Below are 14,736 nucleotides of genomic sequence, written 5' to 3' on the forward strand. Positions count from 1 at the left end.
GACACAGCTCCATGAAAAATGGGGCCGTCCCCGATGATTGATGCAGGCGCAAGGTCGTCCTTACGTCGGGAGATTATAACGAAGCGGCATCGCGGACGAACTCACACCGCACCCACCAGCCGGTACCCGACGCCCGTCTCCGTGACGATATGCTCCGGCTGCGCCGGATCGCGCTCCAGCTTGCCGCGCAGATGCGCCATGTAGATGCGCAGATAGTGGTGACTCTCGACGTGCGACGGCCCCCACACGTCGCGCAGCAACTGCCGGTGCGTGAGCACGCGGCCCGCATGGCGCACGAGGGTCGCGAGCAGCCGGTATTCGATCGGCGTCAGATGGACCGCGGCGCCGTCGCGCGTAACCTGGCGCAGCGCGAGGTCGACGGTGACCGCACCGAAGCGCACCTGCGGCGATTCGTTCGCGCCGCCGTGATTGCGCCGCCGCAGATGCGCGCGGATCCGCGCAAGCAACTCCGACACGCCGAACGGCTTGGTCAGGTAATCGTCGGCGCCGGCGTCGAGCGCGGCGACCTTTTCGCTTTCCTGGGTACGCGCCGACAGCACGATCACCGGCAGCTCGCTCCAGCCGCGCAGCTCGCGGATCACGTCGAGGCCGTCGGTGTCGGGCAGGCCCAGATCGACGATCACGAGATCGGGCTTGCGCGTCGCCGCTTCGACGAGCCCCTGCTTGCCGGTCTCGGCGTCGTACACGGCGATGCCCTCGCCTTCGAGCGCCGTGCGCACGAAGCGGCGAATCTGCTTCTCGTCTTCGATCAGAACGACGGTGATGCTCAGGTCACTCATGGGCGGGGCGGGTGAGCGGGTTGAGGTCGGCGGCGGTGTCGGTGTCGGTGGCTGCGCCTTCGTCTTCGAGCGTATCAAACGTCTCGGGTGCGTCGGGCGGCGTCTTGACCGGCAGCGTGAACCAGAAGCGCGCGCCCTCGACGTGGCCATCCGCGGCCAGCCGGTTGAGCGCGCCGATTGTACCGCCGTGCGCCTCGACGATCGCGCGGCAGATCGCGAGCCCAAGGCCGATGCCTGGTTTCGCCGACTCCTTCTCGCCGCGCGTGAACTTCTCGAACACGCGCGCTTCCATGCCGGCGGGCAGGCCGGGGCCGTTGTCGTCGATCGTGATGCGCACGAACGGCGTGCCGTCCGCGTCGATCTGCTGCGCGCCGATCGCGAGCGGCGTGCCGGACGCCGTGTATTTGGCCGCGTTCTCGAACAGGTTCGAGAACAAGCGCTCCATCAACACCGCGTCGAGATGCAGCAGCGGCAGATCGGCGGGCAGCGTAACCCGCACCGGATGATCCGCGAGCACACGCTTGCACGCGCGCAGCGCGGCGCCGACGGTCTCCTCGAGCAGCGTCCATTGCTGGTTCAGCTGCAGGCTGCCGGCCTGCAAGCGCGCCATGTCGAGCAGATTCGTGACGATGCCGGTCATGCGCAGCGCTTCTTCGTGGATTGCGTCGACGAGTTCGTCGTCACGCCGCGCGGCGGATTGCGCGTCGGTCCGCAAAGAAGCATTCGCCTCGCCTTCTGTCCGCCCCTGTCCCGCCTGCCGCCCCTGCGCGAGCATCGACGAAAACCCGACGATCGTCGTCAGCGGCGTGCGCAGATCGTGCGAAATCGCCGACAGCAGCGAATTGCGCAACCGCTCCGACTCCATGTTGACGAGCGCATCGCGCGCGATATCGACGTAGTGCACCCGCTCGAGCGCGAGCGCGATCTGCGCGGCGAACGCATCGAGCATGCGGCGCTGTTCGGGCACGGTCAGCTCGCGCTCGTCACGCACGACCACCGCGAGCACGCCGCGCGTGCGCATCGGCGCCTTCAGCGGCAGATACAGCGCCGCGGCGGCCGGCAGCGTATCGGTGCCGTGGCCGGCCGGCTTCTGCTGATCGTAGACCCACTGGCCGACGTCGAGATCGAGCGCGTCGCCTTCGAGCGTGATCGCCGCGTCGGGGTCCTCGATCTTCTGTTTGATCTGGTCGGCGCTGTCGGGCAGCAGGATCGCCACACGCGCGCCGAACACCTCGCTCACGTGCCGGGTGCCGATGCCGACGATCTGCTCGGTCGCGAGCGCCGCGGCGAGCTCGCGCGCCATCTCGTACATCGCGCCGGTGCGCTGCTCGCGGCGTCGCGCGACGCTCGCCTCGTGGCGCAGGCTCGAAGTCAGATGGCTGATCACGAGCGAGGTCAGCAGCATGCCGAAGAACGTCAGCAGGTATTGCGTGTCGGAGACCGACAGCGACATGCGCGGCGGCACGAAGAAGAAATCGAACGCGGCGACGCTCGCGAACGACAGCACGACGCCCGGCCCGCGCCCGAGCTTCACCGCGGTGAAGATCACGCCGAGCAGATACAGCATCACGAGGTTGGTCAGATCGATGCGGACGATCAACCGGCTCGACAGCAACGTGATCGCCGCGCCGATCGCGAGCGCGTACGCGTACGCGCGCGGCGGCGAGCGACGCTCGCGGGCCGCGCTCAACGCCTCGCGCCACGCGTTCGCGGTCGTGTTCAACAGCCGCCGCTGCTCGCCGCCGTCGCGCTCCGACGACACGCGAATCAGCGTGAGATCGAGATCGCCGCTCTTCTCGGCGATGCGCTCGCCCAGCGGCCGGCGCAGCCAGCGGCTCGCGCCCGTGCGCGACGATGCGCCCGCCACCAGCTTCGATACGTTGCGCGCCTGCGCGTAACCGATCAACGCGTCGAGCGCATCGCTGGCGGCGAGCGTCGCGGTTTCGGCGCCGAGTTCGGCGGCGAGCTTCAGCGCGTTCAGCGTGCGTTCGCGGCGCGCGTCGGGCAGGCGCTGCAACGCGGGCGTTTCGACATAGACCGCGAGCCAGTCGGCCCTCAGGCTCGCGGCGAGGCGCGCCGCCGAGCGCACCAGCGCCGGCGCTTCCGGACCGGGACCGACACACACCAGCAGCCGCTCGCGCGCCTGCCAGATACGCTGGATCGACCGATCGGCGCGGTACTCGCGCATCTGCGCGTCGACCCGATCGGCGGTGCGGCGCAGCGCGAGTTCGCGCAGCGCGATCAGGTTGCCCTTGCGAAAGAAGTTGCGCACCGCGCGCTCCGCCTGCTGCGCCATGTAGACCTTGCCGTCGCGCATGCGGTCGAGCAGTTCCTCGGCCGGCAGATCGACGAGCGTGACTTCGTCGGCATGATCGAACACGCGATCGGGCACGGTCTCCCACACCCGGATGCCGGTGATCTGGCCGACCACGTCGTTCAGGCTCTCCAGGTGCTGCACGTTGACGGTCGTATAAACGTCGATGCCCGCGTCGAGCAGTTCGTAGACGTCCTGCCAGCGCTTCAGATGACGCGCGCCCTGCACGTTCGAATGCGCGAGTTCGTCGACGAGGATCAGTTGCGGCTTGCGCGCGAGCGCGGCGTCGAGATCGAACTCGCCGAGCTTGCGGCCGCGATACTCGATCTGCGCGAGCGGCAGCACGTCGAGCCCCGCGAGCAACGCGGCGGTATCGCTGCGTCCATGCGTTTCGGCGATGCCGACCAGCACGTCGACCCCTTCTTGCTGGCGGCGGCTCGCGGCCTGCAGCATCGCATAGGTCTTGCCGACGCCGGCCGACGCGCCGAAGAAAACCTTCAGCCGGCCGCGCTGGCGTTTTTCTTCGTCGCGCTGCAGCTTGTCGAGCAGTTGGTCAGGATCGGGGCGGTTCATGCGCAGTGGTTTTGATAGTCGTACGAGCGGCGGTGTCTGCATGGTGGCACGGCCCGCGCCGGCCCGCAAATGGCGGCGCGGCGCCACGCGAAACACCGCTGTTTCATCGATGAACCGCAATTGCGGCTGGTGCGTCGTCGATGCGTTCAGTGTCAGCCGCGCTTCATTTCATCGAGCGCGAGATTGAGCTTCAGCACATTCACGCGCGGCTCGCCGAGCACGCCGAACTGGCGCCCCGTCGTGTAGCGCTCGACGAGCGCCTGCACGTCGTTCGGCGCGAGGTGACGGGCCTGCGCGACCCGCTCGAGCTGATACGCGGCCGCGGCCGGACTGATCTCCGGATCGAGCCCGCTGCCCGACGACGTGACCAGATCGACCGGCACCGGCTTCGACATGTCGGTGCCCGCCGCCTTCAGCGCCGCGAGACGGCCCTTGATCTCGTCGAGCAGCGCGGGGTTGTTCGGCCCGAGGTTCGAGCCGCCCGAGCTTTGCGGGTTGTACGGCATCGGGCTCGTCGCCGACAGCCGGCCCCAGAAGTACTGGGGCGCGTCGAACTGCTGGCCGATCAGCTGTGAGCCGACCACCTTGCCGTTCTGCTCGATGAGGCTGCCGTTGGCCTGTTCGTGGAACGCCGCCTGGCCGAACGCGGTCATCACGGCGGGATAGGCGAGTCCTGTGATCGCGGTCAGCACCGCGAAGATCACGATCAGCGGACGGAACAGATTTTTCATGATGGGTCTCTTTCCCTTTTCATCACTTCTGGTTGTGGCGTAATGACGCGCTGCGCGCTCAAACCCAGCCGAACGCGGCGAGCACCATATCGATCAGCTTGATGCCGATGAACGGCGCGATGATCCCGCCAAGGCCATAGATCAGCAGATTGCGGCGCAGCAGGATCGCAGCGCCTAGCGCGCGATAGCGCACGCCCTTCAGCGCCAGCGGAATCAGCAGCACGATGATCAGCGCGTTGAAGATCACCGCCGACATGATTGCCGAGGTCGGCGTCGCCAGATGCATCACGTTCAGCGCGTTCAGCGCCGGATACGTCGACGCGAACGCGGCCGGGATGATCGCGAAGTACTTGGCGAGGTCGTTGGCGATCGAGAACGTGGTCAACGACCCGCGCGTCATCAACATCTGCTTGCCGATCTCGACGATCTCGATCAGCTTGGTCGGATTCGAATCGAGGTCGACCATATTGCCGGCCTCTTTTGCCGCCTGCGTGCCGGTGTTCATCGCGACCGCGACGTCGGCCTGCGCGAGCGCGGGCGCGTCGTTGGTGCCGTCGCCGGTCATCGCGACCAGACGCCCTTCGGCCTGATGCGCGCGAATCGTCGCGAGCTTCGTTTCGGGTGTCGCTTCGGCGAGGAAGTCGTCGACGCCCGCTTCGGCCGCGATCGCGGCGGCGGTCAGGCGGTTGTCGCCCGTCACCATCACGGTCTTGATGCCCATCTTGCGCAGCTCGGCGAAGCGCTCCTTGATGCCGCCCTTCACGACGTCCTTCAACTCGATCACGCCGAGCACGCGCGCGCCCTGCTCGCCTTTCTCGGCGACCACCAGCGGTGTGCTGCCGCGTCGCGCGACATCGGCGACCGCGTTGCTGACTTCATTCGGGAAACGGCCGCCGTTCGCTTCGACATAGTGCTTGACCGCATCGGCCGCGCCCTTGCGGATTTCACGGCCATGAGTCCCGTACGGAGTCCCTTGCGGAGACAGATCGACGCCGCTCATGCGGGTCTGCGCGGTGAACGCGAGAAACACCGCATGCAGCGAAGCCATATCGCGCTGACGGATATTGAAGCGCTGCTTCGCGAGCACGACGATGCTGCGGCCTTCCGGCGTTTCGTCGGCGAGCGACGACAGCTGCGCGGCATCGGCAAGCGCCTCTTCGGTCAGACCCGGCGCGGGCAGAAACTGCGACGCCTGGCGGTTGCCGAGCGTGATCGTGCCGGTCTTGTCGAGCAGCAGCACGTCGACGTCGCCGGCCGCTTCGACGGCACGGCCCGAGGTCGCGATCACGTTCGCCTGCATCATGCGGCTCATCCCGGCCACGCCGATCGCCGACAACAGGCCGCCGATCGTCGTCGGGATCAGACACACGAGCAGCGCGGCGAGCGCGGTGATCGTCACCACGTGGCCCGCTTTCGCGGCTTCGACGGAGAACATCGAAAACGGCAGCAGCGTCGCGGTGGCGAGCAGCATCACGATGGTCAGCGCGACGAGCAGGATGGTGAGCGCGATTTCGTTCGGCGTCTTCTGACGCTTCGCGCCTTCGACCATCGCGATCATGCGGTCGAGGAACGCCTCGCCCGGATTGGCCGTGACGCGCACGACGATCCAGTCCGACAGCACCCGCGTGCCGCCCGTCACCGACGAAAAGTCGCCGCCCGACTCGCGGATCACCGGCGCCGATTCACCGGTGATCGCCGATTCGTCGACCGAAGCGACGCCCTCGATCACTTCGCCGTCGGCCGGGATCACGTCGCCGGTCTCGACCAGCACGACGTCGCCACGGCGCAGATCGGTCGCGGTCGTGATGCGGATCGGCGACTTCGGATGCGGCTCGTTGAGCTTCTTCGCCATCACGTCTCTCTTCGCGCTGCGCAGCGACGCGGCCTGCGCTTTCGAGCGGCCTTCGGCGAGCGCCTCCGCGAAGTTCGCGAACAGCACCGTGAACCACAGCCATAGCGTGACCGCGAGGATGAAGCCCGCGGGCGCCTCGGCCTGACCGCCGAGCGCGGCGATCCACAGAATGGTCGTCAGGATGCTGCCGACGTACACGCAGAACATCACCGGGTTGCGAAACTGCGTGCGCGGCGTGAGCTTTTTAAAGGAGTCCACGATCGCCGGGCGCAGCAGCGCCGGGTCGAACATGGACCGGGTAGCGTTATGTTCAGTCATTGAATCCTCGAATGTCCGTGGGCGCTTGCAGGCTTGCGGCGTGCAAGCGCCTGTTCGGTCGCTGGTTCGCGGCCGTGGCTCACTGCCGTGGGTCAGTGCGCGCCGATCATCATCAGTTGCTCGACGCCGGGACCGAGCGCGAGCGCCGGGACATAGGTCAGCGCGCCGACCAGCAGCACCGTGCCGAGCAGCAGCACGACGAACAGCGGTCCGTGCGTCGGCAGCGTGCCGCCGGTGACGGCGATGCGCTTCTTCGCGGCGAGCGAACCGGCGATCGCGAGCACCGGCACGATCGTGCCGAAGCGGCCGAACCACATCGCGATCGCGGTGAGCCAGTTGTAGAACGGCGTATTCACCGTGAGACCTGCGAACGCGCTACCGTTGTTGTTCGCCGCCGAGCTGAACGCATAGAGGATCTCGGAGAAGCCGTGTGCGCCGGGGTTCGCGATGCCGGCCTTGCCCGCCGCGCTGAGCACCGCGATCGAGGTGCCCACCAGCACGAGCAGCGGCGTGAGCAGCACGACGATCGACACCATCTTCATCTCGTAGGCCTCGATCTTCTTGCCGACATATTCAGGAGTACGCCCGATCATCAGTCCCGCGACGAACACCGCGAGCAGCGCGAACACGAGCATCCCGTACATGCCGGAACCGACACCGCCGAAGATCACTTCGCCGAGCTGGATCAGCAGCATCGGATACAGGCCGCCGAGCGGCGTCAACGAATCGTGCATGTTGTCGACCGCGCCGCACGAAGCCGCCGTCGTCGCGACCGTGAAGATGCCCGACTGCGCGATGCCGAAGCGCGTTTCCTTGCCCTCCGCATTGCCGCCCGCCTGCAGCGCGTTCGCCGACTGATCGACGTTGAGCGCCGTGAACGCGGGATTGCCGCTCTGCTCGGCGCTGATCTCGCCGAACACGCAAACGCCGAACGCGATCGTCATCGCCGCGAGCACCGCGACGCCCTGCCGCCGGTCGCCGATCACGCGGCCGAACACGAGCGCGAGCGCCGCCGGGATGATCAGGATCGAGATGATCTGCACGAAGTTCGAGAACGGCGTCGGGTTTTCGTACGGATGCGCGGAGTTGCCGTTGAAGAAGCCGCCGCCGTTGGTGCCGAGCATCTTGATCGCTTCCTGCGACGCGACCGGGCCCATCGCGATGGTCTGCGTCTTCACGGGCGTGTCGAGCGTCACCGGATCGCCCTTCGCGTCCTTCACCGGATTGCCTTGCGCGTCGAGCTTCGGCGCGGCGTAGGTGGTGGTCTGCAGCGTCGGCACCTCCTGATATGCCTTGAAGTTCTGGATCACGCCCTGACTCATCAGCAGTGCGGCGATGATCGCCGCCATCGGCAGCAGGACGTACATCGTCACGCGCGTGATGTCGACCCAGAAGTTGCCGATCGTCTGCGCGGTATGACGCGCGAAGCCGCGCATCAACGCGAACACGACGACGATGCCGGTCGCCGCCGACAGGAAGTTCTGCACGGTCAGGCCGAGCATCTGCGTCAGATAGCCGACGGTCTGCTCGGGCGTGTAGTCCTGCCAGTTGGTGTTGGTCACGAAGCTGACCGCGGTGTTGAAGGCGCTGTCGACCGACATCGCGCCGAACTGCTGCGGATTGCCGGGCAGCCACCCTTGCACGCGCAGCAGCACGTACAGGAACGCCGCGCCGAGCACGTTGAACGCGAGCGTGGCGACCGCGTAGTGCTTCCAGCCCATCTCCGCCGCTGGATCGACGCCCGCGATACGGTAAAGCAGCCGTTCGAGCGGCGCGCCGAAGCGCACCACGCGCGAACTGCCGTCCATCACGGCGCCGAGATAGCTCGCCATCGGCACCGCCGCGGCCAGTAGCACGACGATAAAAAGACTCGCCTGCAGGACATCGTTCGTGTTCATTCAATGTCCTCCGCGCGCAGCAGCGCATACACGAGATATACGAACAGCAGCGCGGTGGACGCGCCGGCCAGCCACAGCATCCAGGTCATCAGCGCGCTCCTTGTCCGCGGCGCAACTGCATCAGCTTCTCGCAGCCGCCGATCAGCCCAAAGGTCAGCAAGGCAAACAGCGCCAGGCCCCCGACATACAGCACATCCATTCTCGTTCTCCATTCACGGACTTTGGATGGATAGAACGGTATGCCGATCGGCCTAAAGGGCTGGTCAAAGATCGCGGGGTACGCGTAAAAATCGCGTAAACGGACAAGGCCGTTTCATCTCGCGATGAAACGGCCCTGATGGATGACGTGCAGCGCAGCCCGAGGCCGCGCTGCCACTTTTTATGGCAGCAGGATCGTCGACCCCGTCGTGCGGCGCCCTTCGAGGTCCGCATGTGCCTGCCCGACGTCCGGCAGCGCATAGCGCTGATTGATGCTGGTCTTGACCTTGCCCGAGCTCAGCACGTCGAACAGCTCGGCCGACATCGCCTCGTAGTCGCTGCGTTTCGCCATATAGGTGAAGAGCGTCGGTCGTGTAAAGAACAGCGAGCCGCGTCCCGCGAATTCCGACGAATCGATCGGCGGCAGCGGACCCGACGCGTTGCCGAAGCTCACGAACAGGCCGAGCGGCGCGAGACAGTCGAGCGATTTTTCGAAGGTGTCCTTGCCGATCGAATCGTAGACGACCGGCACGCCCGCGCCGTTGGTGATCTCGCGTACGCGCTTCGTGAAGTTCTCGCGCGTATAGACGATCGCGTGATCGCAGCCGTGCGCTTTCGCGATCTCGGCTTTCTCGTCGGAACCGACCGTGCCGATCACCGTCGCGCCGAGCGCCTTCGCCCACTGGCACACGAGCAGGCCGACGCCGCCCGCTGCGGCCTGAATGAGGATCGTGTCACCGGTCTTCACGCGATACGTGCGGCGCAGCAGATATTGCGCAGTCAAGCCTTGCAGCATCACCGACGCGGCCTGCTCGTCGCTGATCGCATCGGGCAGCTTGACGACCAGCGCGGCCTGCAGCACGCGCTCCTGCGCATACGCGCCGGGCGGCCGCGCGACATACGCGACGCGATCGCCGACCTTCAGACCGGTCACGCCCGAGCCCACCGCGCTGACCTCGCCGGCCGCTTCCATGCCGAGCCCGCCCGGCAGCGGCAGCGGATACAGACCGGTGCGGAAATACACGTCGATGTAATTGAGGCCGACCGCCGTCTGGCGAATGCGGATCTCGCCCGCGCCGGGCTCGCCCACCTCGACGTCGACCCATTTCATGACGTCGGGGCCGCCGGTTTTGTCGAAACGGATTGCCTTGACCATCACGTCTCCTTCATCTGTCATCTGTATGGATGTGGGTGCGGCGACGCGCGCGCTCACGCCTCGCCGGACAGGCGCAGCGTCAGCACGTCGAGCACCATGCGGGCGGTCGAAATGTTCGTCGCGCACGGAATGTTGTGCACGTCGCACGCGCGCACTAGCGCGTTGATGTCCGGCTCGTGCGGTTGCGGCGTCATCGGGTCGCGCAGGAAAATCACCATGTCGACGCGCCCTTCGGCGAGTTGCGCGCCGATCTGCAGGTCGCCGCCGTGCGGGCCCGACAGCATGCGCTCGACCGTCAGGCCGTGCGCGTCGCTGATGCGTCCGCCGGTCGTGCCGGTTGCGACGATCTCGCAGCGCGCGAGCGTGTCGACGTATTCGCCGGCCAGTTTGACGATGTCGTCCTTCTTGTGATCGTGCGCGATCAGCGCAATGCGGGTGCTCATGACGTAAGACTCCTCAAACCCTTGTGACTATCGTTGTTGTGATGTGACGGGTGTCGTTCGCGCGCGGCGGCTCGGTACGTGCCTGCTCAGTACGTACCAGCTCAGTACGTACCGGGATAGGCGCCGCCGTCGATCAACCAGTTCTGCCCGGTGATGTAACCCGCGTGCGTGCTGCACAGGAACGCGCAGGCGCGGCCGAATTCTTCGCGATTACCGAAACGGCCGGCGGGGATCGTCTTCATGCGCTGCTTGCGCGCTTCGTCGATCGAAATATTGTGCGTCTTCGCCTGCGCCTCGAACGTGACCGCGATACGGTCGGTGTCGAACAGGCCCGGCAGCAGGTTGTTGATCGTCACGCCGGTCGGCGCGACCTTGCGCGCGAGCCCCGCGACGAAACCGGTCAGGCCGGAGCGCGCGCCGTTCGACAGGCCGAGCACGTCGATCGGCGCCTTCACCGCCGAGCTCGTAATGTTGACGATGCGCCCGAAGCCGCGCGCGCTCATCGTGTCGATGGTCTGACGGATCAGCTCGATCGGCGTCAGCATGTTGGCTTCGAGCGCGCGGATCCAGTCCTCGTGCGTGAAGTTGCGGAAATCGCCCGGCGGCGGACCGCCCGCGTTGTTGACGAGAATGTCCGGCTGCGGGCAGGCCGCGAGCGCGGCCGCGCGCCCTTCAGGCGTGGTGATGTCGCATGCGACGGTCTTCACCTCGACGCCGCTCTGCTTGCGGATCGCCTCGGCGGTCGCTTCGAGCGTTTCGGCGGTGCGCGCGACGATCGTCAGGTCGACGCCCTCGGCGGCGAGCGCTTCCGCGCAGCCGCGTCCCAGACCTTTGCTCGCCGCGCAAACCAGCGCGCGGCGTCCTGCGATTCCCATGTCCATGTGTATGCCCTCCTGGCGAAGTTTCCCCAGATTCTAGAAGAATCGGTGCCGGACTGTGCCGCGTCGCTGCAAACTCAGGTATCGCCGGGCGGTACTCTTTCGGTAAACTTGCGCGGTGGCGCGCTTTTCCACCGTTCGTCCGACCTTCGAGCGCGGACTGAGCCAACGGATGAGCGCGCCGAACCGATCCACCTTGCCGCCGCGCGCGAGCCCGCCATGACCCAGGACAGCCGTTTCCCCAATCTCTTCATCCTCGATCACCCGCTGATCCAGCACAAGCTGTCGCACATGCGCGACCGGGACACGTCGACGCGCACGTTCCGCGAACTGCTGCGCGAAATCACGCTGCTGATGGGCTACGAAATCACCCGCAACCTGCCAATGACCACGCGCCGCATCACCACGCCGCTCGTCGAGATCGACGCGCCGGTGATCGCCGGCAAGAAGCTCGCGATCGTGCCGGTGCTGCGCGCGGGCGTCGGCATGTCGGACGGCCTGCTCGAGCTGGTGCCGTCGGCGCGCGTCGGCCATATCGGCGTGTATCGCGCGGAGGATCATCGGCCGGTCGAATACCTGGTGCGGCTGCCGGACCTCGAAGACCGCGTGTTCATCCTCTGCGATCCGATGGTCGCGACCGGCTACTCGGCCGTGCACGCGGTCGATGTGCTCAAGCGCCGCAACGTGGCGGCCGAGAACATCATGTTCCTCGCGCTCGTCGCCGCGCCCGAGGGCGTGCAGGTGTTCCAGGACGCGCACCCGGACGTCAAGCTGTTCATCGCGTCGCTCGATTCGCATCTGAACGAGCATGCGTACATCGTGCCGGGCCTGGGCGACGCGGGCGACCGGTTGTTCGGTACGAAGAACTGACGCGCCGGGGGCCAGCGGTGGTGGCCTGGCGATGCCGCCGCCCCGGAACCGGCCCCGCTTTCGCCCGCATCCGGCCCTCCCGGCGACACATCCGCGCCGCCTCCATTCATTTTCGCGTCGATTTCATGGCATTTGCGGCCGGTTTCGCGGCGCGGCCCCCTCTGCCGCACCCTCGCGGCATGATAAAATTCGAATCCGCTCGACGGAGCGCCTCGACCCGCACGATCACTCGCACCACCGCCTGCAATTTCGACTGGCGCCCCGCGCTTTCGCATCAGGTCATGCGGCGCCTGGCCGCGCAAGCTGCCCCGCCGCGCTGCGGCCCACCGGGCCGGCCGATCATGCATGAGCCGGCACGAACGCCTACCGGCGGGCAAGCGCGGAACGACGCGCGGGAACGGCCAGGCTGAGATCGGCGGCACAGGTGGCCGCCTCGACGGGCCAACACGAGCGACAAGCACGAGCGGCCGGCAGCCTTTCACCTGACGGATTGACATCGAGGCGCAACACGCGAGGCGCCCGACATCGCAACGACAATTGCACTATGCGTGTGCCCCGCTGGCGCGCGCGACGGAGAAAAGTATGGCGGGTCATTCGAAATGGGCCAACATCAAGCATAAGAAAGCAGCGGCCGATGCCAAGCGCGGCAAGGTCTGGACGCGGCTCATCAAGGAAATCCAGGTTGCGGCCCGTCTGGGCGGCGGCGAAATCGACTCGAACCCGCGTCTGCGGCTCGCGGTCGACAAGGCGTACGACGCCAACATGCCGAAAGACAACATCAACCGCGCGATCCAGCGCGGTGTCGGCGGCGCGGACGGCGCGAACTACGAGGAAATCCGCTACGAAGGCTATGGCATCGGCGGCGCGGCGGTGATCGTCGACACGATGACCGACAACCGCACCCGCACGGTCGCGGAAGTGCGTCACGCGTTCTCGAAGAACGGCGGCAACATGGGCACCGACGGCTCGGTGTCGTTCATGTTCGATCACGTCGGCCAGTTCCTGTTCGCTCCCGGCACCGCCGAAGACGCGCTGATGGAAGCCGCGCTCGAAGCGGGCGCCGACGACGTCGTGACGAACGAGGACGGCAGTATCGAGGTGCTGTGCCCGCCGAACGATTTTTCGAAAGTAAAGGCTGCACTCGAAACGGCGGGCTTCAAGGCCGAACTGGCCGAAGTCACGATGAAGCCGCAGACCGAAGTCGAATTCACCGGCGACGATGCCGTGAAAATGCAGAAGCTGCTCGACGCGCTGGAAAATCTGGACGACGTGCAGGAAGTCTATACAAACGCGTCGATCGCCGGCGAGTGATGGCGCGCCGGGCTCTGGCATCGTTTGCCCTTGCTGTTGATGGTTTATTGCACGGCTGAGCACACCGCTCGGCCGTTTATGGTTTTCAAGTCTCGGGGATTCACATGAAGTTACTCGTCGTCGGTTCCGGCGGTCGCGAACATGCGCTGGCATGGAAGCTCGCGCAATCGCCGCGGGTCCAGCTCGTCTACGTCGCGCCGGGCAACGGCGGCACCGCTCAGGATGAGCGTCTGCTCAACCTCGACATCACCGAGCCGGCCGCGCTCGCTGATTTCGTCGAAAAAGAACAGATCGCGTTCACGCTGGTCGGGCCGGAAGCGCCGCTCGCGGCAGGCATCGTCAACCTGTTCCGCTCGCGCGGTCTGAAGATCTTCGGGCCGACCAAAGAGGCCGCCCAGCTCGAAAGCTCGAAAGATTTCGCCAAAGCGTTCATGAAGCGCCACGGCATCCCGACGGCCGAGTACGAAACCTTCGCCGACGTCGCCGCCGCGCACGCGTATCTGGACGCCAAGGGCGCGCCGATCGTGATCAAGGCCGACGGCCTTGCCGCCGGCAAGGGCGTGGTGGTCGCGCAAACGCTGCAAGAAGCGCACGCCGCGGTCGACATGATGCTGTCGGACAACAAGCTCGGCGACGCCGGCGCGCGCGTCGTAATCGAGGAGTTCCTCGCCGGCGAGGAAGCGAGCTTCATCGTGATGGTGGACGGCAAGCACGTGCTCGCGCTCGCGTCGAGCCAGGATCACAAGCGTCTGCTCGACGGCGACCAGGGCCCGAACACGGGCGGCATGGGCGCCTACTCGCCCGCGCCGATCGTCACGCCGCAGCTGCATGCGCGCGTGATGCGCGAAATCATCCTGCCGACCGTGCGCGGCATGGAGAAGGAAGGTATCCGCTACACCGGCTTCCTGTACGCGGGCCTGATGATCGACGCGCAAGGCAACCCGAAGACGCTCGAATTCAACTGCCGGATGGGCGACCCCGAAACGCAGCCGATCATGGCGCGTCTGAAAGGCGACTATTCGAAGGTAGTGGAACACGGGATCGCCGGCACGCTCGACACCGTCGAGCTCGAATGGGACCGCCGCACCGCGCTCGGTGTCGTGCTCGCCGCGCACAACTACCCGGACACGCCGAGGAAGGGCGACCGCATCAACGGCATTCCCGCCGAAACCGCGGATTCAGTCACGTTCCACGCCGGCACCACGCTGACGGACGGCAAGCTGACCACCTCGGGCGGGCGGGTGCTGTGCGTCGTCGGTCTCGCGGATTCGGTGCGCACCGCGCAGGCGGCCGCGTACCACACGATCAACCAGATCGCGTTCGACGGCATGCAGTACCGCCGCGACATCGGCTATCGCGCGCTCAACCGCAAGCACGACGGCAAGTAAGCTTCG

General features: G+C 66.5%; 13 protein-coding genes. 3 read left to right on the top strand and 10 right to left on the bottom strand.

Annotated elements, in window-relative coordinates:
• Positions 1-101: 101 nt before the first annotated feature.
• The 10 genes from kdpE to F6X37_RS08645 all read right to left on the bottom strand — a co-directional run bounded on the left by kdpE (position 102) and on the right by F6X37_RS08645 (position 11,164).
• The gene (gene kdpE, locus F6X37_RS08600) at positions 102-800 is read right to left on the bottom strand and encodes a two-component system response regulator KdpE (RefSeq protein WP_176109149.1); all 699 of its coding nucleotides are present in this window, start codon (positions 798-800) and stop codon (positions 102-104) included.
• Entirely contained in the window at positions 793-3,687 is a 2,895-nt protein-coding gene (locus F6X37_RS08605; protein ID WP_187610985.1) for a DUF4118 domain-containing protein, read from the bottom strand. Before F6X37_RS08605 ends, kdpE begins: the two co-directional genes overlap by 8 nt.
• Positions 3,688-3,839: 152 nt before the next feature.
• Positions 3,840-4,418: a potassium-transporting ATPase subunit KdpC gene (gene kdpC, locus F6X37_RS08610; RefSeq protein WP_090803729.1), complete on the bottom strand. Its 579-nt coding sequence runs from the start codon at positions 4,416-4,418 to the stop codon at positions 3,840-3,842.
• A gap of 58 nt (positions 4,419-4,476) precedes the next feature.
• On the bottom strand, positions 4,477-6,588 hold the full coding sequence (kdpB, locus tag F6X37_RS08615) for a potassium-transporting ATPase subunit KdpB (RefSeq protein ID WP_187610986.1): 2,112 nt from the start codon (positions 6,586-6,588) through the stop codon (positions 4,477-4,479).
• A gap of 92 nt (positions 6,589-6,680) precedes the next feature.
• Positions 6,681-8,486 carry a potassium-transporting ATPase subunit KdpA gene (gene kdpA / locus F6X37_RS08620; RefSeq protein WP_187610987.1) on the bottom strand — a complete coding sequence of 602 codons (1,806 nt, stop codon included), beginning with the start codon at positions 8,484-8,486 and terminating at the stop codon, positions 6,681-6,683.
• A complete protein-coding gene (kdpF, locus tag F6X37_RS08625) occupies positions 8,483-8,575 on the bottom strand; it encodes a K(+)-transporting ATPase subunit F (protein ID WP_013088901.1) in 93 nt (30 codons plus the stop codon). Before kdpF ends, kdpA begins: the two co-directional genes overlap by 4 nt.
• Positions 8,575-8,685 carry a hypothetical protein gene (locus F6X37_RS08630; RefSeq protein WP_018419977.1) on the bottom strand — a complete coding sequence of 37 codons (111 nt, stop codon included), beginning with the start codon at positions 8,683-8,685 and terminating at the stop codon, positions 8,575-8,577. Before F6X37_RS08630 ends, kdpF begins: the two co-directional genes overlap by 1 nt.
• 180 nt (positions 8,686-8,865) lie before the next feature.
• The gene (locus F6X37_RS08635) at positions 8,866-9,840 is read right to left on the bottom strand and encodes a quinone oxidoreductase family protein (protein ID WP_187610988.1); all 975 of its coding nucleotides are present in this window, start codon (positions 9,838-9,840) and stop codon (positions 8,866-8,868) included.
• A 53-nt stretch (positions 9,841-9,893) separates the two neighbouring features.
• Positions 9,894-10,283, bottom strand: coding sequence for a methylglyoxal synthase (locus tag F6X37_RS08640; protein WP_013088898.1), 390 nt, complete (start codon positions 10,281-10,283; stop codon positions 9,894-9,896).
• A 101-nt stretch (positions 10,284-10,384) separates the two neighbouring features.
• Positions 10,385-11,164, bottom strand: coding sequence for an SDR family oxidoreductase (locus F6X37_RS08645; protein WP_090803723.1), 780 nt, complete (start codon positions 11,162-11,164; stop codon positions 10,385-10,387).
• A gap of 216 nt (positions 11,165-11,380) precedes the next feature.
• Between F6X37_RS08645 and upp the strand changes: the two genes are divergently transcribed.
• The 3 genes from upp (at position 11,381) to purD (ending at position 14,730) form a co-directional block, all read left to right on the top strand.
• Positions 11,381-12,031 (top strand): uracil phosphoribosyltransferase, encoded by a 651-nt coding sequence (upp, locus tag F6X37_RS08650; protein ID WP_026225693.1) that lies wholly within the window; start codon positions 11,381-11,383, stop codon positions 12,029-12,031.
• A gap of 582 nt (positions 12,032-12,613) precedes the next feature.
• The gene (locus F6X37_RS08655; RefSeq protein ID WP_018419973.1) at positions 12,614-13,342 is read left to right on the top strand and encodes a YebC/PmpR family DNA-binding transcriptional regulator; all 729 of its coding nucleotides are present in this window, start codon (positions 12,614-12,616) and stop codon (positions 13,340-13,342) included.
• A gap of 104 nt (positions 13,343-13,446) precedes the next feature.
• Entirely contained in the window at positions 13,447-14,730 is a 1,284-nt protein-coding gene (gene purD / locus F6X37_RS08660; protein ID WP_187610989.1) for a phosphoribosylamine--glycine ligase, read from the top strand.
• Positions 14,731-14,736 lie beyond the last annotated feature (6 nt).

Origin of the sequence: Paraburkholderia sp. 31.1 (assembly GCF_014397645.1) — a bacterium.
Lineage (GTDB): Bacteria > Pseudomonadota > Gammaproteobacteria > Burkholderiales > Burkholderiaceae > Paraburkholderia > Paraburkholderia tuberum.

Coding starts and splice junctions, on each gene's coding strand:
- F6X37_RS08655 (WP_018419973.1), top strand. CDS start 12,614: ATGGCGGGTCATTCGAAATGGGCCAACATCAAGCATAAGAAAGCAGCG.
- F6X37_RS08645 (WP_090803723.1), bottom strand. CDS start 11,164: ATGGACATGGGAATCGCAGGACGCCGCGCGCTGGTTTGCGCGGCGAGC.
- kdpE (WP_176109149.1), bottom strand. CDS start 800: ATGAGTGACCTGAGCATCACCGTCGTTCTGATCGAAGACGAGAAGCAG.
- kdpB (WP_187610986.1), bottom strand. CDS start 6,588: ATGACTGAACATAACGCTACCCGGTCCATGTTCGACCCGGCGCTGCTG.
- purD (WP_187610989.1), top strand. CDS start 13,447: ATGAAGTTACTCGTCGTCGGTTCCGGCGGTCGCGAACATGCGCTGGCA.
- kdpA (WP_187610987.1), bottom strand. CDS start 8,486: ATGAACACGAACGATGTCCTGCAGGCGAGTCTTTTTATCGTCGTGCTA.
- F6X37_RS08630 (WP_018419977.1), bottom strand. CDS start 8,685: ATGGATGTGCTGTATGTCGGGGGCCTGGCGCTGTTTGCCTTGCTGACC.
- kdpF (WP_013088901.1), bottom strand. CDS start 8,575: ATGACCTGGATGCTGTGGCTGGCCGGCGCGTCCACCGCGCTGCTGTTC.
- F6X37_RS08635 (WP_187610988.1), bottom strand. CDS start 9,840: ATGGTCAAGGCAATCCGTTTCGACAAAACCGGCGGCCCCGACGTCATG.
- F6X37_RS08640 (WP_013088898.1), bottom strand. CDS start 10,283: ATGAGCACCCGCATTGCGCTGATCGCGCACGATCACAAGAAGGACGAC.
- kdpC (WP_090803729.1), bottom strand. CDS start 4,418: ATGAAAAATCTGTTCCGTCCGCTGATCGTGATCTTCGCGGTGCTGACC.
- upp (WP_026225693.1), top strand. CDS start 11,381: ATGACCCAGGACAGCCGTTTCCCCAATCTCTTCATCCTCGATCACCCG.
- F6X37_RS08605 (WP_187610985.1), bottom strand. CDS start 3,687: ATGAACCGCCCCGATCCTGACCAACTGCTCGACAAGCTGCAGCGCGAC.